17 protein-coding genes are annotated in these 19,232 nt (G+C 51.4%); 10 read left to right on the top strand and 7 right to left on the bottom strand.

Annotated elements, in window-relative coordinates; translation table 11 throughout:
- The first annotated feature begins 2 nt into the window (after positions 1 to 2).
- Both sirB1 and kdsA read left to right on the top strand, forming a co-directional pair.
- On the top strand, positions 3 to 812 hold the full coding sequence (gene sirB1 / locus ACU8XX_RS14455) for an invasion regulator SirB1 (protein ID WP_001257044.1): 810 nt from the start codon (positions 3 to 5) through the stop codon (positions 810 to 812).
- 35 nt (positions 813 to 847) lie between these two features.
- Positions 848 to 1,702, top strand: coding sequence for a 3-deoxy-8-phosphooctulonate synthase (gene kdsA, locus ACU8XX_RS14450; RefSeq protein ID WP_000811065.1), 855 nt, complete (start codon positions 848 to 850; stop codon positions 1,700 to 1,702).
- Between the two features lie 146 nt (positions 1,703 to 1,848).
- Here the strand turns inward: kdsA and ACU8XX_RS14445 are convergent, their stop codons facing one another.
- The 4 genes from ACU8XX_RS14445 to chaA form a co-directional block, all read right to left on the bottom strand.
- A complete protein-coding gene (locus ACU8XX_RS14445; protein ID WP_000170951.1) occupies positions 1,849 to 1,956 on the bottom strand; it encodes a type I toxin-antitoxin system toxin Ldr family protein in 108 nt (35 codons plus the stop codon).
- A 427-nt stretch (positions 1,957 to 2,383) separates the two neighbouring features.
- Positions 2,384 to 2,491, bottom strand: a complete 108-nt coding sequence (locus ACU8XX_RS14440; RefSeq protein WP_000170963.1) for a type I toxin-antitoxin system toxin Ldr family protein — start codon at positions 2,489 to 2,491, stop codon at positions 2,384 to 2,386.
- Positions 2,492 to 2,918: 427 nt separating this feature from the next.
- Positions 2,919 to 3,026, bottom strand: a complete 108-nt coding sequence (locus tag ACU8XX_RS14435) for a type I toxin-antitoxin system toxin Ldr family protein (protein ID WP_000170965.1) — start codon at positions 3,024 to 3,026, stop codon at positions 2,919 to 2,921.
- Between the two features lie 404 nt (positions 3,027 to 3,430).
- Complete coding sequence (chaA, locus tag ACU8XX_RS14430; RefSeq protein WP_001295620.1) at positions 3,431 to 4,531, bottom strand: sodium-potassium/proton antiporter ChaA; 1,101 nt, start codon at positions 4,529 to 4,531, stop codon at positions 3,431 to 3,433.
- Between the two features lie 269 nt (positions 4,532 to 4,800).
- On the opposite strand from chaA, the gene chaB reads away from it, so the two are divergent.
- Positions 4,801 to 5,031: a putative cation transport regulator ChaB gene (chaB, locus tag ACU8XX_RS14425; RefSeq protein ID WP_001146444.1), complete on the top strand. Its 231-nt coding sequence runs from the start codon at positions 4,801 to 4,803 to the stop codon at positions 5,029 to 5,031.
- A gap of 157 nt (positions 5,032 to 5,188) precedes the next feature.
- Positions 5,189 to 5,884, top strand: coding sequence for a glutathione-specific gamma-glutamylcyclotransferase (gene chaC / locus ACU8XX_RS14420; protein ID WP_097466815.1), 696 nt, complete (start codon positions 5,189 to 5,191; stop codon positions 5,882 to 5,884).
- 43 nt (positions 5,885 to 5,927) lie between these two features.
- On the opposite strand, the gene ychN is transcribed toward chaC, so the two are convergent.
- Complete coding sequence (ychN, locus tag ACU8XX_RS14415) at positions 5,928 to 6,281, bottom strand: DsrE/F sulfur relay family protein YchN (RefSeq protein WP_001169669.1); 354 nt, start codon at positions 6,279 to 6,281, stop codon at positions 5,928 to 5,930.
- A 185-nt stretch (positions 6,282 to 6,466) separates the two neighbouring features.
- Here ychN and ychO point away from each other — a divergent pair, with 185 nt between their 5' ends.
- Positions 6,467 to 7,861, top strand: a complete 1,395-nt coding sequence (gene ychO, locus ACU8XX_RS14410) for an inverse autotransporter invasin YchO (RefSeq protein ID WP_001400233.1) — start codon at positions 6,467 to 6,469, stop codon at positions 7,859 to 7,861.
- Here ychO and narL read toward each other — a convergent pair whose 3' ends face one another.
- Both narL and narX read right to left on the bottom strand, forming a co-directional pair.
- Entirely contained in the window at positions 7,862 to 8,512 is a 651-nt protein-coding gene (gene narL, locus ACU8XX_RS14405) for a two-component system response regulator NarL (RefSeq protein ID WP_000070491.1), read from the bottom strand.
- Positions 8,505 to 10,301, bottom strand: coding sequence for a nitrate/nitrite two-component system sensor histidine kinase NarX (gene narX, locus ACU8XX_RS14400; RefSeq protein ID WP_000918073.1), 1,797 nt, complete (start codon positions 10,299 to 10,301; stop codon positions 8,505 to 8,507). Before narX ends, narL begins: the two co-directional genes overlap by 8 nt.
- Positions 10,302 to 10,639: 338 nt before the next feature.
- On the opposite strand from narX, the gene narK reads away from it, so the two are divergent.
- From narK to narI, 5 genes are all read left to right on the top strand, one after another.
- On the top strand, positions 10,640 to 12,031 hold the full coding sequence (narK, locus tag ACU8XX_RS14395; protein ID WP_000019827.1) for a nitrate transporter NarK: 1,392 nt from the start codon (positions 10,640 to 10,642) through the stop codon (positions 12,029 to 12,031).
- Between the two features lie 515 nt (positions 12,032 to 12,546).
- Positions 12,547 to 16,290: a nitrate reductase subunit alpha gene (locus tag ACU8XX_RS14390; RefSeq protein ID WP_096314226.1), complete on the top strand. Its 3,744-nt coding sequence runs from the start codon at positions 12,547 to 12,549 to the stop codon at positions 16,288 to 16,290.
- A complete protein-coding gene (gene narH / locus ACU8XX_RS14385; RefSeq protein WP_000702660.1) occupies positions 16,287 to 17,825 on the top strand; it encodes a nitrate reductase subunit beta in 1,539 nt (512 codons plus the stop codon). The genes ACU8XX_RS14390 and narH overlap by 4 nt, the downstream gene beginning before the upstream one ends.
- Positions 17,822 to 18,532 (top strand): nitrate reductase molybdenum cofactor assembly chaperone, encoded by a 711-nt coding sequence (narJ, locus tag ACU8XX_RS14380; RefSeq protein ID WP_000571699.1) that lies wholly within the window; start codon positions 17,822 to 17,824, stop codon positions 18,530 to 18,532. Before narH ends, narJ begins: the two co-directional genes overlap by 4 nt.
- Positions 18,532 to 19,209, top strand: a complete 678-nt coding sequence (gene narI, locus ACU8XX_RS14375; RefSeq protein WP_001160110.1) for a respiratory nitrate reductase subunit gamma — start codon at positions 18,532 to 18,534, stop codon at positions 19,207 to 19,209. Before narJ ends, narI begins: the two co-directional genes overlap by 1 nt.
- The last annotated feature ends 23 nt before the right edge of the window (positions 19,210 to 19,232 follow it).

The raw sequence follows: 19,232 nt of genomic DNA, 5'->3' as shown, positions 1-19,232 counted from the left end.
TCATGAGATCGTTAGCTGATTTCGAATTTAATAAAGCGCCATTGTGCGAAGGCATGATCCTGGCTTGCGAAGCAATCCGCCGCGATTTTCCCTCGCAAGATGTTTACGACGAACTGGAGCGTCTCGTTAGTCTGGCGAAGGAAGAAATCAGCCAGCTTCTGCCTTTAGAAGAGCAGCTGGAAAAACTGATCGCGCTGTTTTACGGCGACTGGGGATTTAAAGCCTCACGCGGCGTTTATCGTCTTTCCGATGCATTATGGCTGGACCAGGTGTTAAAGAATCGACAGGGCAGTGCGGTATCATTAGGTGCGGTTTTATTATGGGTCGCGAATCGTCTCGATTTGCCGCTGCTGCCGGTGATTTTCCCTACGCAGCTGATATTGCGCATTGAATGTCCGGATGGCGAAATTTGGCTGATTAATCCTTTTAACGGTGAATCGTTAAGCGAACATATGCTGGACGTATGGTTAAAGGGAAATATCAGCCCGTCGGCGGAACTGTTTTATGAAGACCTTGATGAAGCTGATAACATTGAGGTAATTCGCAAATTGCTGGATACACTCAAAGCCTCGTTGATGGAAGAAAATCAGATGGAGCTGGCGTTACGCACCAGCGAAGCTTTATTACAATTCAACCCTGAAGATCCCTATGAAATTCGCGATCGCGGGTTGATTTATGCGCAACTGGATTGCGAACACGTTGCGTTGAACGATTTAAGTTATTTCGTTGAACAGTGTCCGGAAGACCCGATCAGCGAAATGATCCGTGCGCAAATAAATAACATCGCGCATAAACATATTGTGCTGCATTAATTAATCGACATTTTACTCAAGATTAAGGCGATCCTATGAAACAAAAAGTGGTTAGCATTGGCGACATCAACGTAGCAAATGACCTGCCGTTCGTACTGTTTGGCGGTATGAACGTGCTGGAATCTCGCGATCTGGCGATGCGCATTTGCGAGCACTACGTAACCGTGACCCAGAAACTGGGTATCCCTTACGTGTTCAAAGCCTCTTTTGACAAAGCCAACCGCTCCTCCATCCACTCTTATCGTGGACCGGGCCTGGAAGAAGGGATGAAAATCTTCCAGGAGTTGAAGCAGACTTTTGGCGTGAAAATTATCACCGACGTTCACGAACCAAGTCAGGCACAGCCCGTTGCTGATGTCGTGGATGTGATTCAGTTGCCGGCGTTTCTTGCTCGCCAGACTGACCTGGTTGAAGCCATGGCGAAAACCGGTGCGGTAATTAACGTCAAGAAACCACAGTTTGTCAGCCCGGGACAGATGGGTAATATCGTTGATAAATTCAAAGAAGGCGGCAACGAAAAAGTGATTCTTTGCGATCGCGGTGCTAACTTCGGCTATGACAACCTGGTTGTCGATATGCTGGGCTTCAGCATTATGAAGAAAGTGTCTGGTAACTCGCCGGTGATTTTCGACGTGACCCACGCACTGCAATGCCGCGATCCTTTTGGCGCAGCTTCCGGCGGTCGTCGTGCTCAGGTGGCTGAGCTGGCACGAGCCGGTATGGCGGTAGGTCTGGCAGGGCTGTTTATTGAAGCGCATCCGGATCCGGAACATGCGAAATGTGATGGTCCATCCGCGCTGCCGCTGGCTAAACTGGAACCGTTCCTCAAGCAGATGAAAGCGATTGATGATCTGGTGAAAGGTTTCGAAGAACTGGATACCAGCAAGTAATCTTTTTGTTTGAAAAATAAAGACTTAGCGTTGTGCGTTAAGACTTTTTTATGGGTGCCGGATACAAAAAAGGCCGCAGGCTGTTACCCCTGCGGCCGGTTTCGGGCGCATATTGCCATCACGGCAGCCTGACGCCCGTTTTCACCTTACTTCCGGTTACGCCACCAGCCGACAATCGCTGCGGTAATAATTCCCGCCAGGATCGGTGCTGCCAGGTCGTCCCAGAAAATCATGGCAAACTGCGCGAGCGTCATATAGCCGCCTTGTTGTAATGACAACATTTTGCGGCTATTCTTGAATTGTTCTGGTTCAAGATTAGCCCCCGTTCTGTTGTCAGGTTGTACCTCTCAACGTGCGGGGGTTTTCTCTTTCCAGCAACCAATGCCACCAGGGATAAAGCCCCCGCAACATTGCGCCTCACCGGATAACGCCGGCTTGGTGTGGATACTACGACTCAATTCATCTTCACTTCATCCCTGAAATGTTTGCAATGAAGAGTGCATTCCGGTTTTTCAACAGCTGTTACAGTCATTTCATGAGTGCTCTGGATGAGGCTTCCAGCTCGGGTTGCCAATATTTACTTGTGGAAGTGATAAAGACAAAAATGGCCGCAGGCTGTTACCCCTGCGGCCGGTTTCGGGCGCATATTGCCATCACGGCAGCCTGACGCCCGTTTTCACCTTACTTCCGGTTACGCCACCAGCCGACAATCGCTGCGGTAATAATTCCCGCCAGGATCGGTGCCGCCAGGTCGTGCCAGAAAGTCATGGCAAACTGCGCGAGCGTCATATAGCCGCCTTGTTGTAATGACAACATTTTGCGGCTATTCTTGAAGTGTCTGGTTTCAAGATTAGCCCCCGTTCTGTTGTCAGGTTTTACCTCTCAACGTGCGGGGGTTTTCTCTTTCCAGCAACCAATGCCACCAGGGATAAAGCCCCCGCAACATTGCGCCTCACCGGATAATTCCGGCTTGGTGTGGATACTACGTCTCAATTCATCTTCACTTCATCCCTGAAATGTTTGCAATAAAGAGTACATTCCGGCTTTTCAACAGCTGTTGCAGTCGTTTCATGAGTGCTCTGGATGATGCTTCCAGCTCGGGTTGCCAATATTTACTTGTGGAAGAGATAAAGACAAAAATGGCCGCAGGCTGTTACCCCTGCGGCCGGTTTCGGGCGCATATTGCCATCACGGCAGCCTGACGCCCGTTTTCACCTTACTTCCGGTTACGCCACCAGCTGACAATCGCTGCGGTAATAATCCCCGCCAGGATCGGTGCTGCCAGGTCGTGCCAGAAAGTCATGGCAAACTGCGCGAGCGTCATATAGCCGCCTTGTTGTAATGACAACATTTTGCGGCTATTCTTGAAGTGTCTGGTTTCAAGATTAGCCCCCGTTTTGTTGTCAGGTTTTACCTCTCAACGTGCGGGGGTTTTCTCTTTCCAGCAACCAATGCCACCAGGGATAAAGCCCCCGCAACATTGCGCCTCACCGGATAATTCCGGCTTGGTGTGGATACTACTTCTCAATTCATCTTCACTTCATCCCTGAAATGTTTGCAATAAAGAGTACATTCCGGCTTTTCAACAGCTGTTGCAGTGGTTTCGTGCAGGTTGTGGTACAGGCTCGCAATTCTGATTAACGAGCTGTCCAGGTAGTATGAAGAAATACAATAAGCAGGAATTTATCTTATCTCCCCCGATTTCCGTCATCGGAGGAGATATAACTGTCAGGCAAATATCGTCATCAAATAGGCGGCAAACAGTGCCAGATGCGCTGCGCCATTGAGCACGTTAGTACGTCCGGTGGAGAAGGAGATATGGCACAGCACTAAAGAGGCCACCATCACCACCATTTCTGGCGCACCAAGTGCAAACTGTAATTCGTTACCCGTCATAAAGGCAATTAGCGTGACGACAGGTACGGTAAGCGAAATGGTTGCTAACACTGAACCAAAGAACAGATTCATCGCGCGCTGGACCTGGTTGTTCAACACTGCTTTTAACGCACCTAAACCTTCCGGCGACAGAATCAACAGAGCCACCAGGAAGCCAGTAAAGGCGACAGGGGCATTCATGCTGTCGAGCAATGTCTCCAGCGGGCTGGCATTCATTTTGGTGACTGCAATAACGGCAATCAGATGGATAATCAACCAGATAGCATGCCACACGCTGCTATGGGCAGACGGTTTACCGTGATGCGGGTCGTCGTCATCACTGTCATCTTCGTGCTCGTAGACAAACAAACTTTGATGCGTTTTGGTCTGGATCAGCAAAAATACGCCATACATTGCCGCAGAAATTAATGCTACCAGTAACGCCTGACCGGTTGAAAAATTCGCCGCAGGCAGAGCCATTGGAAATACCAGTACGATTATCGCCAGGGGGAACAGCGCAATTAAATACTGCTTGATACCAAACAGATTCATATATTGGGTGGCAAACTTACGACCGCCCAACAATAATGAAAAGCCAACCAGCCCACCGGTAACAATCATAATGATTGAATAGAGCGTATCACGCATTAGCGTTGGCGCGGCGTCGCCGGTTGCCATTAAAGCTGAAATCAAACTGACTTCAAGAATAACCACTGAAAGGCTAAGAATAAGCGAACCGTAAGGTTCTCCCAGGCGATGGGCTAATACGTCCGCATGACGGACAACACTAAAGGCGCTACTTAAAATACCAATAAGCGCAAGAAGATTGATGGCAATGACCACTGGTAGTGTCTGGCTGCTTCCCCACAGGAACAGCACTACCAGCGCCAGAACCGGGAAAATAAGCGAAGTCTCCTTGTGGCGGGTTTTTACCGCCTCTTGAGCATTTGACATTATGGTTATCCCTTTGCAGATGAATTTATCGAAAATGTAAAAAATAGGTAGGAAAAATAACAGAAAGTGTCTGGATATCGGTAACATTTTACGAATTTTTACCCCACTGTCGATTTTTTACTCATTGGGACATAAAAATAAGTATTACGTTTAGACAATGTTTGTTTTAGCGTTTCTTAAGAACAGTCTGACATGAAAATTCTTATGTTTTGGCAAGAGTAGATATTGTTGACCACACTTAATGTTCAACTTTGTAAAAGGAGTCAACGATGCCGTATAAAACGAAAAGCGATCTGCCGGAAAGCGTAAAGCACGTTCTACCGTCTCATGCCCAGGATATCTATAAAGAAGCGTTCAACAGCGCGTGGGATCAATATAAAGATAAAGAGGATCGGCGTGATGACGCCAGTCGCGAAGAAACCGCGCATAAAGTGGCCTGGGCTGCTGTGAAGCATGAATATGCCAAAGGGGATGATGATAAATGGCATAAAAAATCGTAAAACCGGTAGCTTAGTTAAAGCTATTCGTGCGGTGTTGCCTTGCAAGTGGTCCGTGGATTGCATATTGTCCCGTTAGTGGTTTCAAAATGAGCAGTAAAAATGTCCGGAAGACACCAAAAAGTTGTCGCAGGGAAGTATGCAGTGGCGGAGGTGTAAGGTGATAACGCGTGATTTCTTGATGAATGCCGATTGTAAAACGGCATTTGGTGCCATTGAAGAATCACTCTTATGGTCAGCAGAGCAACGGGCGGCTTCGCTGGCGGCGACGCTGGCTTGTCGACCTGATGAGGGACCGGTGTGGATCTTCGGTTATGGATCGTTGATGTGGAATCCGGCACTGGAGTTTACCGAGTCGTGCACCGGTACACTGGTTGGATGGCATCGCGCGTTTTACCTGCGCCTGACCGCCGGGCGCGGGACTGCGCACCAGCCGGGACGGATGCTTGCACTGAAAGAGGGCGGACGCACTACAGGCGTCGCCTATCGACTGCCAGAAGAGACGCTGGAGCAGGAACTAACCCTGTTGTGGAAGCGCGAGATGATTACCGGCTGTTATCTGCCAACCTGGTGTCAGCTTGATCTTGATGATGGATGCACAGTAAACGCCATTGTGTTTATTATGGACCCGCGACATCCAGAATATGAATCTGACACTCGCGCTCAGGTCATCGCGCCGTTGATTGCGGCGGCGAGCGGTCCGCTGGGAACCAACGCACAATACCTGTTTTCACTGGAACAGGAGCTTATCAAACTGGGAATGCAGGACGATGGGCTGAATGATTTGCTGGTATCGGTAAAAAAACTGCTGGCGGAGAATTATCCGGATGGTGTGTTACGGCCGGGATTCGCCTGAGTAAACTTCCCTCATAGTGGGGCGTCAGACGCCCCCTCAAACATTAAAATGTGAGCACTTTATCGGCTGACAGCGTCCATTGCGCCAGTTCCACAAGAGTACCGATTTCCACCCCATCAATAAGAGGAAGTGTGCTAATCCCGCGCCCGTCGGTACAGGTTTTGCACAATTTCACCGGTACATTCTGAGCGGTAAGGATCTCCAGCATTTGCTGAATGTTGTAGCCTTCCCCTGGTTTTTGCCCGCGCAACCCGGCTGTGACCGCATCAGACATGAGGAACAGACGCAGATCCAGATTGCTCTCCTGCTCTCGTAACGCAATGGCCAGCCGCAAGCTGTTAAACAAGGATTCGCTCCCGTAAGGTGCGCCATTGGCAACGATCACGATTTTTTGCATTATTTACTCCTGTATTCAGGGAATTAGACACTCATCTTCTATCTTACTGCTTCTGCAGCGTCTGACCAATCGGTCACATTTTTAAGGATTTTCCTGAAAGCGCGAGAAAATACGACAAAAGTTGCCAGTAATCGTTATTCTTAAAGGCTATGGTTTTTCATTTTTTACCGGAAGTTACCGACGTTTTGAGCCGTTTCGTTCCTCGCATTATTTCGTTTTATTTACTCTTGCTGGCGGCAGGCGGTACAGCTAACGCACAATCTACCTTCGAGCAAAAAGCGGCAAATCCCTTTGATAATAACAATGATGGTCTGCCGGATTTAGGCATGGCACCTGAAAATCATGATGGGGAAAAACACTTTGCTGAAATTGTGAAAGATTTCGGCGAAACCAGTATGAATGATAACGGGCTGGATACTGGCGAGCAGGCAAAAGCTTTCGCATTGGGAAAAGTCCGCGACGCGCTTAGTCAACAGGTTAATCAGCACGTAGAGTCCTGGCTATCACCGTGGGGAAATGCCAGTGTTGATGTCAAAGTGGATAACGAAGGTCATTTTACCGGCAGTCGTGGAAGCTGGTTTGTGCCGTTACAAGATAATGATCGTTATCTCACCTGGAGCCAGCTTGGTCTTACTCAGCAGGATGATGGGTTGGTGAGCAATGTGGGCGTTGGGCAACGCTGGGCGCGCGGCAACTGGCTGGTGGGTTATAACACTTTTTATGACAACTTGCTGGACGAAAATCTTCAGCGAGCGGGCTTTGGTGCCGAAGCGTGGGGCGAATATTTGCGACTATCGGCAAACTTTTATCAGCCATTTGCTGCATGGCATGAACAGACAGCCACGCAGGAACAACGGATGGCGCGCGGGTACGACCTGACAGCCCGGATGCGCATGCCGTTCTATCAACACCTCAATACCAGTGTCAGCGTAGAACAGTATTTTGGTGATCGTGTTGATTTGTTTAACTCTGGTACGGGTTATCACAATCCCGTCGCGTTGAGTCTGGGATTAAATTACACCCCTGTGCCATTAGTCACTGTGACGGCCCAGCATAAACAGGGTGAAAGTGGCGAGAATCAAAATAACCTCGGGCTGAATCTTAATTACCGCTTTGGTGTACCGCTCAAAAAACAACTTTCTGCGGGCGAGGTTGCCGAAAGTCAGTCGTTACGTGGTAGTCGCTATGATAATCCGCAGCGAAATAATCTACCGACTCTTGAGTACCGACAGCGAAAAACGTTAACGGTGTTTCTGGCGACACCGCCGTGGGATCTAAAACCTGGCGAAACAGTGCCGCTGAAATTACAAATCCGCAGTCGTTACGGTATTCGGCAACTGATTTGGCAGGGCGATACGCAGATATTAAGTTTGACGCCAGGCGCACAAGCCAACAGCGCGGAGGGCTGGACGCTGATCATGCCTGACTGGCAGAACGGGGAAGGGGCGAGCAATCACTGGCGATTGTCGGTGGTGGTGGAAGATAACCAGGGGCAGCGTGTCTCCTCCAATGAGATCACGCTAACGCTTGTCGAACCGTTCGACGCATTGTCAAACGACGAACTACGCTGGGAACCGTAATCAGAAAATGCGCTCCTGATGCACCCATACCGCTGCTTCCACGCGAGACTTGAGCTTCATTTTCTTCAGCATGTGCTTGACGTGCACTTTTACTGTGCTTTCGGTGATATCCAGGCGGCGGGCAATCATCTTGTTCGGCAAACCCTGGGCAATCAGCTTGAGAATATCGCGCTCGCGTGGGGTTAACTGGTTAACATCGCGCTCAGTAGTGGCACGGTTAGCGCGCAAGCTGGCGGCCAGAACAGGCGTTAATGCTTCGCTTAATACCATTTCGCCAGCAGCTGCCTGATGCAATGCTTTCAGCAGATCTTCCGGTTCCATATCTTTTAACAGATAGCCATCCGCGCCGCGTTTCAGTGCGGTGACCACATCTTCTTCATGGTTAGAGACGCTGAATACCACAATGCGCCCTGAGAGGGACTTTTCGCGCAGTTTATCCAGCGTTTCCAGACCGTTCATGCCGGGCATATTGAGATCTAACAGGATCAGATCGGGATCAAGAGACTCCGCCAGTTCAATACCCTGTTCGCCATTACTCGCTTCGCCAACCACGGTGATATCTGGTGCCATACTGATAAGCTGTTTTACGCCAGTTCGCAGCATCGGGTGATCGTCAATCAGCAGGATAGTAGCCGGTTCCTGATTACTCATGGGTATCTCCTTGGACGTCTGTGAAAGTTTTTTCGGGAATAAAGGTGACCACCACTTCGGTGCCACCTGATTCACGACGGCGGACGCGGCAATCGCCTCGTAAACTTTGCGCACGGTCGCGCATTATTATCATGCCGTAGTGATTGCTGCGGATGGCATTTTCAGGCACGCCGCAGCCGTTATCCTGGACGGTCAGTTTGACCTGATTATCGTTTTGCGCCACCGTCACCACGACCTCACTCGCTTGCGAATGTTTGAGGGCGTTACTTAATGCCTCACGGGCAATTTGCAACAAGTGGATTGCCTGATGTGAAGGCACCAGACGAGGCGGCAATTGATAATCCAGCTTCACCGGGAAGCCAAATTTGGCGCTGTACTCTTCGCAACTCGCTTCCAGCGCCGGACGTAATCCAGGCTCGGTGAGCTGCAAGCGGAATGTGGTGAGCAATTCACGCAACTGCGCCCAGGATGCATTCAGTTCGTTACGGATCTGACTTAACAGTTCGCGGCTGCTTTCTGGCAGCGCATCGCCCTGCATCTGTAAACAACTCACCTGCATCTTCATGCAAGAGAGAGATTGGGCAATAGAATCATGCAGTTCGCGCGCAATGGTGGCACGCTCTTCCATCACGATCAACTGTTGCTGACGTTCCTGATGCCGATCCAGCGCCAGCGTGGCGGTGAGTTGTTCAACCAGGGTATCCACCAGTTGTTGTTGATCATGGCTAAGATGACGCCCCTGCGGTAGGGTCGCCAGCAAAATACCGTACTGCGTATGTGAGTCAGCCAGCCGCCACTTCAGGGTTGTGCCGCGATCGCCAACGGGTAATACGCCGCGCGGGCAGAGCTGGCAGCCTTTATCATCACAAGTCATATCTGGCTGGCAGGTAAACTCCTGATGATTCTCTTCATCATCAGTGTCATACACCCGCAATTCGATATCACGTAGCAGGGTTAAATTCTGTAAGCCGTTGAGTACAGGTGACAGGCGTTCACACAGCGGGGCGCGGGAATGCAAACGGCGGTTAGCCTGCCATAAAAAAGAGAGGATCTGATTTTTATGCTCCAGCCCGGCGGTTTTCTCCTGAACCCGCTGCTCAAGTACGGCATAACTTTCGGCCAGTTCTGCAGACATATTGTTCAATGCAGTTCCAAGCATCGCCATTTCGTTGCGCCCGCTGATGTTCGCGCGTTGGGTAAAATCGCGATGACTGACGGCACTCGCCATTGCCAGCAGTTGCCGCCACGGTTGTAGCAGTCGCGCCCGCAACCAGATAATAGTGAACACCAGTAAAAGTGCCATAAATACCGCCATTACCCGATGGACCAGTACCACTGTCTCAATGCGCATTTCCGTGGTGCGGTCAAAACCAGATACCAGCTGATCAAGCCCGGCAACAAACTGGCTGACATCCGCTGACACCGTTTCGCGGTTTTGTGCACGCATCAGTGCAGGGATCAGTTCATTACGCCAGTAATCTTGTAAACCCTGTAATTGCGCCAGTTGTCCGTCTCGTTCTGCTGCTCGAGTCAACTCGGCGCTAAATGCCGTTTGTTCCATCTCTTTAATTAAGGGCTTGTCTTTCTCGCTTAATGGCACTGCTGCCAACAGACGGTAACTTTGCATGCGCAGCGATCCCGCTTTGTTGATCGCATGGGCGCTGCCCTGAACGCCTTGCACCAGCCAGCCAGAAACCGCCATCCCTGCCAGTCCAATAGCAGTAGAAAGCAACACAATAAGCGCAACCTGATTAACCAGGGTGAGCGGAGAGAGACAACGTTTAAGCATGTAAACCTCTTCCTTCAGGCTTTAAATGAGCAATAACCTTAATGAATGTGACGATACATTCTGGAATGGCAGTATTCTCGGCTATTGGCTGAAGTATACCCATACCCGGAAAGAGTTACTCCTTATTTGCCGTGTGGTTAGTCGCTTTACATCGGTAAGGGTAGGGATTTTACAGCACCGTGAAAAATCTCATAATTTTTATGAAATCACTGTACTCACTATGGGTAATGATAAATATCAATGATAGATAAAGTTATCTTATCGTTTGATTTACATCAAATTGCCTTTAGCTCCAGACACTAAGGTGGCAGACATCGAAACGAGTATCAGAGGTGTCTATGAGTCACTCATCCGCCCCCGAAAGGGCTACTGGAGCTGTCATTACAGATTGGCGACCGGAAGATCCTGCGTTCTGGCAACAACGCGGTCAACGTATTGCCAGCCGCAACCTGTGGATTTCCGTTCCCTGTCTGCTGCTGGCGTTTTGCGTATGGATGTTGTTCAGCGCTGTTGCGGTGAACTTACCGAAAGTCGGTTTTAATTTTACGACCGATCAGCTATTTATGTTGACTGCGCTGCCTTCGGTTTCTGGCGCGTTATTACGTGTTCCATACTCCTTTATGGTTCCTATCTTCGGTGGTCGTCGCTGGACGGCGTTCAGCACCGGTATTCTGATTATTCCTTGCGTCTGGCTGGGTTTTGCCGTGCAGGATACCTCCACGCCTTATAGCGTCTTCATCATCATCTCTCTGCTATGCGGCTTTGCTGGCGCGAACTTCGCATCCAGTATGGCAAACATCAGCTTCTTCTTTCCGAAACAGAAGCAGGGTGGCGCGCTGGGTCTGAATGGTGGTCTGGGAAACATGGGCGTCAGCGTCATGCAGTTGGTTGCTCCGCTGGTGGTATCACTGTCGATTTTCGCAGTATTTGGTAGCCAGGGCGTCAAACAGCCGGATGGGACTGAGCTGTATCTGGCGAATGCGTCCTGGATATGGGTGCCGTTCCTTGCCATCTTCACCATTGCGGCGTGGTTTGGCATGAACGATCTTGCTACCTCGAAAGCCTCCATCAAGGAGCAGTTGCCGGTACTCAAACGGGGTCATCTGTGGATTATGAGCCTGCTGTATCTGGCAACCTTCGGCTCCTTCATCGGCTTCTCCGCGGGCTTTGCAATGCTGTCAAAAACGCAGTTCCCGGATGTTCAGATTCTGCAATACGCTTTCTTCGGGCCGTTTATTGGTGCGCTGGCGCGTTCTGCAGGTGGTGCATTATCTGACCGTCTGGGCGGAACTCGTGTCACGCTGGTGAACTTTATTCTGATGGCGATTTTCAGCGGCCTGCTGTTCCTGACCTTACCGACTGACGGGCAGGGCGGAAGCTTCATGGCGTTCTTCGCGGTCTTCCTGGCGCTGTTCCTGACAGCTGGGCTGGGTAGTGGTTCCACTTTCCAGATGATTTCAGTGATCTTCCGTAAACTGACAATGGATCGCGTGAAAGCAGAAGGGGGTTCTGACGAACGTGCGATGCGTGAAGCGGCAACCGACACGGCGGCGGCGCTGGGTTTCATCTCTGCGATTGGCGCGATTGGTGGCTTCTTTATCCCGAAAGCGTTTGGTAGCTCGCTGGCATTAACGGGTTCGCCAGTCGGCGCAATGAAGGTATTTTTGATTTTCTATATCGCCTGCGTAGTGATTACCTGGGCGGTATATGGTCGGCATTCTAAAAAATAAACCGTTACTCGTCATACTTCGGGTTACATGTGCTGCGGCTGCGTTCATTCACCCCAGTCACTTACTTTAGTAAGCTCCTGGGATTCATTCACTTGCCGCCTTCCTGTAAACCGAATTATATAGAGTAAAATATTTGATTATCCTTTGCGCGGCATGATGTCGCGCTTTTTTTATGCGTTATTTAGTTACAACATACTAATGTTATATGGTTTATTTCGCCGGATTTCATTAAGAGCCATTAATATGTTACCCATGGGGAATACTCCTTAATACCCATCTGCATAAAAATCTTAATAGTTTAAATAACTACAGGTATAAAACGTCTTAATTTACAGTATGTTATGTGGTGGCTGTTAATTATCCTAAAGGGGTATCTTAGGAATTTACTTTATTTTTCATCCCCATCACTCTTGATCGTTATCAATTCCCACGCTGTTTCAGAGCGTTACCTTGCCCTTAAACATTAGCAATGTCGATTTATCAGAGGGCCGACAGGCTCCCACAGGAGAAAACCGATGAGTAAATTCCTGGACCGGTTTCGCTACTTCAAACAGAAGGGTGAAACCTTTGCCGATGGGCATGGCCAGCTTCTCAATACCAACCGTGACTGGGAGGATGGATATCGCCAGCGTTGGCAGCATGACAAAATCGTCCGCTCTACCCACGGGGTAAACTGCACCGGCTCCTGCAGCTGGAAAATCTACGTCAAAAACGGTCTGGTCACCTGGGAAACCCAGCAGACTGACTATCCGCGTACCCGTCCGGATCTGCCAAACCATGAACCTCGCGGCTGCCCGCGCGGTGCCAGCTACTCCTGGTATCTTTACAGTGCCAACCGCCTGAAATACCCGATGATGCGCAAACGCCTGATGAAAATGTGGCGTGAAGCGAAGGCGCTGCATAGCGATCCGGTTGAGGCATGGGCTTCTATCATTGAAGACGCCGATAAAGCGAAAAGCTTTAAGCAGGCGCGTGGACGCGGTGGATTTGTTCGTTCTTCCTGGCAGGAGGTGAACGAACTGATCGCCGCATCTAACGTTTACACCATCAAAAACTACGGCCCGGACCGTGTTGCTGGTTTCTCGCCAATTCCGGCAATGTCGATGGTTTCTTACGCATCGGGTGCACGCTATCTCTCGCTGATTGGCGGTACTTGCTTAAGCTTCTACGACTGGTACTGCGACCTGCCTCCTGCGTCTCCGCAAACCTGGGGCGAGCAAACTGACGTACCGGAATCTGCTGACTGGTATAACTCCAGCTACATCATCGCCTGGGGTTCAAACGTGCCGCAGACGCGTACCCCGGATGCTCACTTCTTTACTGAAGTGCGTTACAAAGGCACCAAAACTGTTGCCGTCACACCAGACTACGCTGAAATCGCCAAACTGTGCGATCTGTGGCTGGCACCGAAACAGGGCACCGATGCGGCAATGGCGCTGGCGATGGGCCACGTAATGCTGCGTGAATTCCACCTCGACAACCCAAGCCAGTATTTCACCGACTATGTGCGTCGCTACACCGACATGCCGATGCTGGTGATGCTGGAAGAACGCGACGGTTACTACGCTGCAGGTCGTATGTTGCGCGCTGCTGATCTGGTTGATGCGCTGGGCCAGGAAAACAATCCGGAATGGAAAACTGTCGCCTTTAATACCAATGGCGAAATGGTTGCGCCGAACGGTTCTATTGGCTTCCGCTGGGGCGAGAAGGGCAAATGGAATCTTGAGCAGCGCGACGGCAAAACTGGCGAAGAAACCGAGCTGCAACTGAGCCTGCTGGGTAGTCAGGATGAGATCGCTGAGGTAGGCTTCCCGTACTTTGGTGGCGACGGCACGGAACACTTCAACAAAGTGGAACTGGAAAACGTGCTGCTGCACAAACTGCCGGTGAAACGCCTGCAACTGGCTGATGGCAGCACCGCCCTGGTGACCACCGTTTATGATCTGACGCTGGCAAACTACGGTCTGGAACGTGGCCTGAACGACGTTAACTGTGCAACCAGCTATGACGATGTGAAAGCTTATACCCCGGCCTGGGCCGAGCAGATTACCGGCGTTTCTCGCAGCCAGATTATTCGCATCGCCCGTGAATTTGCCGATAACGCTGATAAAACGCACGGTCGTTCGATGATTATCGTCGGTGCGGGGCTGAACCACTGGTATCACCTCGATATGAACTATCGTGGTCTGATCAACATGCTGATTTTCTGCGGCTGTGTCGGTCAGAGCGGGGGCGGCTGGGCGCACTATGTAGGTCAGGAAAAACTGCGTCCGCAAACCGGCTGGCAGCCGCTGGCGTTTGCCCTTGACTGGCAGCGTCCGGCGCGTCACATGAACAGCACTTCTTATTTCTATAACCACTCCAGCCAGTGGCGTTATGAAACCGTCACGGCGGAAGAGTTGCTGTCACCGATGGCGGACAAATCCCGCTATACCGGACACTTGATCGACTTTAACGTCCGTGCGGAACGCATGGGCTGGCTGCCGTCTGCACCGCAGTTAGGCACTAACCCGCTGACTATCGCTGGCGAAGCGGAAAAAGCCGGGATGAATCCGGTGGACTATACGGTGAAATCCCTGAAAGAGGGTTCCATCCGTTTTGCGGCAGAACAACCAGAAAACGGTAAAAACCACCCGCGCAACCTGTTCATCTGGCGTTCTAACCTGCTCGGTTCTTCCGGTAAAGGTCATGAGTTTATGCTCAAGTACCTGCTGGGGACGGAGCACGGTATCCAGGGTAAAGATCTGGGGCAACAGGGCGGCGTGAAGCCGGAAGAAGTGGACTGGCAGGACAATGGTCTGGAAGGCAAGCTGGATCTGGTGGTTACGCTGGACTTCCGTCTGTCGAGCACCTGTCTCTATTCCGACATCATTTTGCCGACGGCGACCTGGTACGAAAAAGACGACATGAATACTTCGGATATGCATCCGTTTATTCACCCGCTGTCTGCGGCGGTCGATCCGGCCTGGGAAGCGAAAAGCGACTGGGAAATCTACAAAGCCATCGCGAAGAAATTCTCCGAAGTGTGCGTCGGCCATCTGGGTAAAGAAACCGACATCGTCACGCTGCCTATCCAGCATGACTCTGCCGCTGAACTGGCGCAGCCGCTGGATGTGAAAGACTGGAAAAAAGGCGAATGCGACCTGATCCCAGGCAAAACTGCACCGCACATTATGGTCGTAGAGCGCGATTATCCGGCAACTTACGAACGCTTTACTTCTATCGGCCCGCTGATGGAGAAAATCGGTAACGGCGGTAAAGGGATTGCCTGGAACACCCAGAGCGAGATGGATCTGCTGCGTAAGCTCAACTACACCAAAGCGGAAGGTCCGGCGAAAGGCCAGCCGATGCTGAACACCGCAATTGATGCGGCAGAGATGATCCTGACACTGGCACCGGAAACCAACGGTCAGGTAGCCGTGAAAGCCTGGGCTGCCCTGAGCGAATTTACCGGTCGTGACCATACGCATCTGGCGCTGAATAAAGAAGACGAGAAGATCCGCTTCCGCGATATTCAGGCACAGCCGCGCAAAATTATCTCCAGCCCGACCTGGTCTGGTCTGGAAGATGAACACGTTTCTTACAACGCCGGTTACACCAACGTTCACGAGCTGATCCCATGGCGTACGCTCTCTGGTCGTCAGCAACTGTATCAGGATCACCAGTGGATGCGTGATTTCGGTGAAAGCCAGCTGGTTTATCGTCCGCCGATCGACACCCGTTCGGTGAAAGAAGTGATAGGCCAGAAATCCAACGGCAACCCGGAAAAAGCGCTCAACTTCCTGACGCCGCACCAGAAGTGGGGTATCCACTCCACCTACAGCGACAACCTGCTGATGCTGACTTTAGGTCGCGGTGGTCCGGTGGTCTGGTTGAGTGAAGCCGATGCCAAAGATCTGGGTATCGCCGATAACGACTGGATTGAAGTATTCAACAGCAACGGTGCTCTGACTGCCCGTGCGGTTGTCAGCCAGCGTGTTCCGGCAGGGATGACCATGATGTACCACGCGCAGGAACGTATCGTTAACCTGCCTGGTTCGGAAATTACCCAACAGCGTGGTGGTATCCATAACTCGGTCACCCGTATCACGCCGAAACCGACGCATATGATCGGCGGCTATGCCCATCTGGCATACGGCTTTAACTACTACGGCACCGTAGGTTCTAACCGCGATGAGTTTGTTGTAGTGCGTAAGATGAAGAACATTGACTGGTTAGATGGCGAAGGCAATGACCAGGTACAGGAGAGCGTAAAATGAAAATTCGTTCACAAGTCGGCATGGTGCTGAATCTCGATAAGTGCATCGGCTGCCACACCTGTTCAGTTACCTGTAAAAACGTCTGGACCAGCCGTGAAGGCGTGGAATACGCGTGGTTCAACAACGTGGAAACCAAGCCGGGTCAGGGCTTCCCGACTGACTGGGAAAACCAGGAAAAATACAAAGGCGGCTGGATCCGTAAAATCAATGGCAAACTGCAGCCGCGCATGGGTAACCGCGCCATGCTGCTGGGTAAAATCTTCGCTAACCCGCATCTGCCGGGGATCGACGATTATTACGAGCCGTTCGATTTTGATTATCAGAACCTGCATACCGCGCCGGAAGGCAGCAAATCGCAGCCGATTGCCCGTCCGCGTTCGCTGATTACCGGGGAACGGATGGCGAAAATCGAAAAAGGGCCGAACTGGGAAGATGACCTGGGTGGTGAGTTTGACAAACTGGCGAAAGACAAGAACTTCGACAACATCCAGAAGGCGATGTATAGCCAGTTCGAAAACACCTTTATGATGTATTTGCCGCGCCTGTGCGAACACTGCCTGAACCCGGCATGTGTGGCGACCTGCCCGAGCGGTGCGATTTACAAGCGTGAAGAAGATGGCATCGTCCTGATCGACCAGGATAAATGCCGTGGCTGGCGTATGTGCATCACCGGATGCCCGTACAAAAAAATCTACTTCAACTGGAAGAGCGGTAAGTCTGAGAAGTGCATCTTCTGCTATCCGCGTATTGAAGCGGGTCAGCCGACCGTGTGCTCAGAAACCTGTGTCGGTCGTATCCGTTATCTTGGCGTGCTGCTGTACGATGCCGACGCGATTGAACGTGCAGCCAGCACCGAGAACGAGAAAGATCTTTACCAGCGTCAGCTGGAGGTGTTCCTCGATCCGAACGATCCGAAAGTCATCGAGCAGGCGATTAAAGACGGTATTCCGCTGAGCGTTATTGAAGCCGCACAGCAGTCGCCGGTTTATAAAATGGCAATGGAATGGAAACTGGCGCTGCCGCTGCATCCAGAATATCGCACACTGCCGATGGTCTGGTACGTGCCGCCTCTGTCTCCGATTCAGTCTGCAGCAGACGCGGGTGAGCTGGGTAGCAACGGCATTCTGCCAGACGTCGAAAGCTTGCGTATTCCGGTACAGTATCTGGCGAATCTGCTGACCGCCGGTGATACCAAACCGGTACTGCGCGCACTGAAACGTATGCTGGCGATGCGTCATTACAAACGTGCTGAAACCGTTGACGGTAAAGTTGATACCCGTGCGCTGGAAGAGGTCGGTCTGACCGAAGCCCAGGCACAGGAGATGTACCGTTATCTGGCGATTGCTAACTACGAAGATCGCTTTGTGGTGCCGAGTAGTCATCGTGAACTGGCACGGGAAGCCTTCCCGGAGAAAAATGGCTGCGGCTTTACCTTTGGTGATGGCTGCCACGGTTCAGATACCAAATTCAATCTGTTCAACAGCCGTCGTATCGATGCCATCGATGTGACCAGCAAAACGGAGCCGCATCCATGATCGAACTCGTGATTGTATCGCGTCTCCTTGAATATCCGGATGCTGCCTTATGGCAGCATCAACAAGAGATGTTTGAGGCGATTGCTGCGTCGAAAAATCTGTCGAAAGAAGATGCCCATGCGCTGGGCATTTTCCTGCGCGATTTAACGGCGATGGATCCGCTCGATGCCCAGGCCCAGTACAGCGAACTGTTCGACCGTGGCCGCGCCACGTCACTGTTGCTATTTGAACATGTTCACGGTGAATCCCGTGACCGCGGCCAGGCGATGGTGGACCTGCTGGCGCAGTACGAGCAGCACGGTTTGCAGTTAAACAGCCGCGAATTACCGGACCATCTGCCGCTGTATCTGGAGTACCTGTCGCAGCTGCCGCAAAGCGAAGCCGTGGAAGGTTTGAAAGATATCGCGCCGATTCTGGCATTGCTGAGCGCGCGTCTGCAACAGCGTGAAAGCCGTTATGCCGTGATGTTTGATCTGCTGCTGAAATTGGCCAATACCGCTATCGACAGCGACAAAGTGGCGGAAAAAATTGCCGACGAAGCGCGCGATGATACGCCGCAGGCGCTGGATGCTGTCTGGGAAGAAGAGCAGGTTAAATTCTTTGCTGACAAAGGCTGCGGTGATTCAGCAATCACTGCTCATCAGCGTCGCTTTGCCGGTGCCGTCGCGCCGCAATATCTGAATATCACCACCGGAGGACAGCACTAATGCAATTCCTGAATATGTTCTTCTTTGATATCTACCCGTACATAGCCGGGGCGGTCTTCCTGATTGGTAGCTGGCTGCGTTATGACTACGGGCAGTACACCTGGCGCGCGGCGTCCAGCCAGATGCTGGATCGCAAAGGGATGAACCTGGCGTCGAACCTGTTCCATATCGGTATTCTGGGGATTTTTGTTGGTCACTTCTTCGGTATGCTGACGCCGCACTGGATGTATGAAGCCTGGCTGCCGATTGAAGTGAAACAGAAAATGGCGATGTTTGCTGGTGGTGCCAGCGGCGTGCTGTGTCTGATTGGCGGCGTGCTGTTGCTGAAGCGTCGTCTGTTCAGCCCACGCGTGCGTGCAACCACTACCGGAGCGGATATCCTGATCCTGTCGCTGCTCGTTATCCAGTGCGCGCTGGGCCTGTTGACCATTCCGTTCTCCGCTCAGCATATGGACGGTAGCGAGATGATGAAACTGGTTGGCTGGGCGCAGTCGGTGGTGACCTTCCACGGTGGCGCTTCTCAACACCTCGATGGTGTGGCGTTTATCTTCCGTCTGCACCTGGTGTTGGGGATGACGTTATTCCTGCTGTTCCCGTTCTCGCGTCTGGTGCACATCTGGAGCGTACCGGTGGAGTATCTGACACGTAAGTATCAGTTGGTGCGCGCTCGTCACTAAGCGAATTTTAGTTCACATAGACC

The sequence above is a fragment of the Escherichia sp. MAL-1 genome (assembly GCF_052948035.1).
This window is presented reverse-complemented; position numbering and strand designations above follow the sequence as displayed.

What these genes read in the sequence shown, in the direction of transcription:
- sirB1 (WP_001257044.1), top strand. Translation starts at nt 3, where the DNA reads ATGAGATCGTTAGCTGATTTCGAATTTAATAAAGCGCCATTGTGCGAA.
- kdsA (WP_000811065.1), top strand. Translation starts at nt 848, where the DNA reads ATGAAACAAAAAGTGGTTAGCATTGGCGACATCAACGTAGCAAATGAC.
- ACU8XX_RS14445 (WP_000170951.1), bottom strand. Translation starts at nt 1,956, where the DNA reads ATGACGCTCGCGCAGTTTGCCATGATTTTCTGGGACGACCTGGCAGCA.
- ACU8XX_RS14440 (WP_000170963.1), bottom strand. Translation starts at nt 2,491, where the DNA reads ATGACGCTCGCGCAGTTTGCCATGACTTTCTGGCACGACCTGGCGGCA.
- ACU8XX_RS14435 (WP_000170965.1), bottom strand. Translation starts at nt 3,026, where the DNA reads ATGACGCTCGCGCAGTTTGCCATGACTTTCTGGCACGACCTGGCAGCA.
- chaA (WP_001295620.1), bottom strand. Translation starts at nt 4,531, where the DNA reads ATGTCAAATGCTCAAGAGGCGGTAAAAACCCGCCACAAGGAGACTTCG.
- chaB (WP_001146444.1), top strand. Translation starts at nt 4,801, where the DNA reads ATGCCGTATAAAACGAAAAGCGATCTGCCGGAAAGCGTAAAGCACGTT.
- ychN (WP_001169669.1), bottom strand. Translation starts at nt 6,281, where the DNA reads ATGCAAAAAATCGTGATCGTTGCCAATGGCGCACCTTACGGGAGCGAA.
- narL (WP_000070491.1), bottom strand. Translation starts at nt 8,512, where the DNA reads ATGAGTAATCAGGAACCGGCTACTATCCTGCTGATTGACGATCACCCG.
- narX (WP_000918073.1), bottom strand. Translation starts at nt 10,301, where the DNA reads ATGCTTAAACGTTGTCTCTCTCCGCTCACCCTGGTTAATCAGGTTGCG.
- narK (WP_000019827.1), top strand. Translation starts at nt 10,640, where the DNA reads ATGAGTCACTCATCCGCCCCCGAAAGGGCTACTGGAGCTGTCATTACA.
- ACU8XX_RS14390 (WP_096314226.1), top strand. Translation starts at nt 12,547, where the DNA reads ATGAGTAAATTCCTGGACCGGTTTCGCTACTTCAAACAGAAGGGTGAA.
- narH (WP_000702660.1), top strand. Translation starts at nt 16,287, where the DNA reads ATGAAAATTCGTTCACAAGTCGGCATGGTGCTGAATCTCGATAAGTGC.
- narJ (WP_000571699.1), top strand. Translation starts at nt 17,822, where the DNA reads ATGATCGAACTCGTGATTGTATCGCGTCTCCTTGAATATCCGGATGCT.
- narI (WP_001160110.1), top strand. Translation starts at nt 18,532, where the DNA reads ATGCAATTCCTGAATATGTTCTTCTTTGATATCTACCCGTACATAGCC.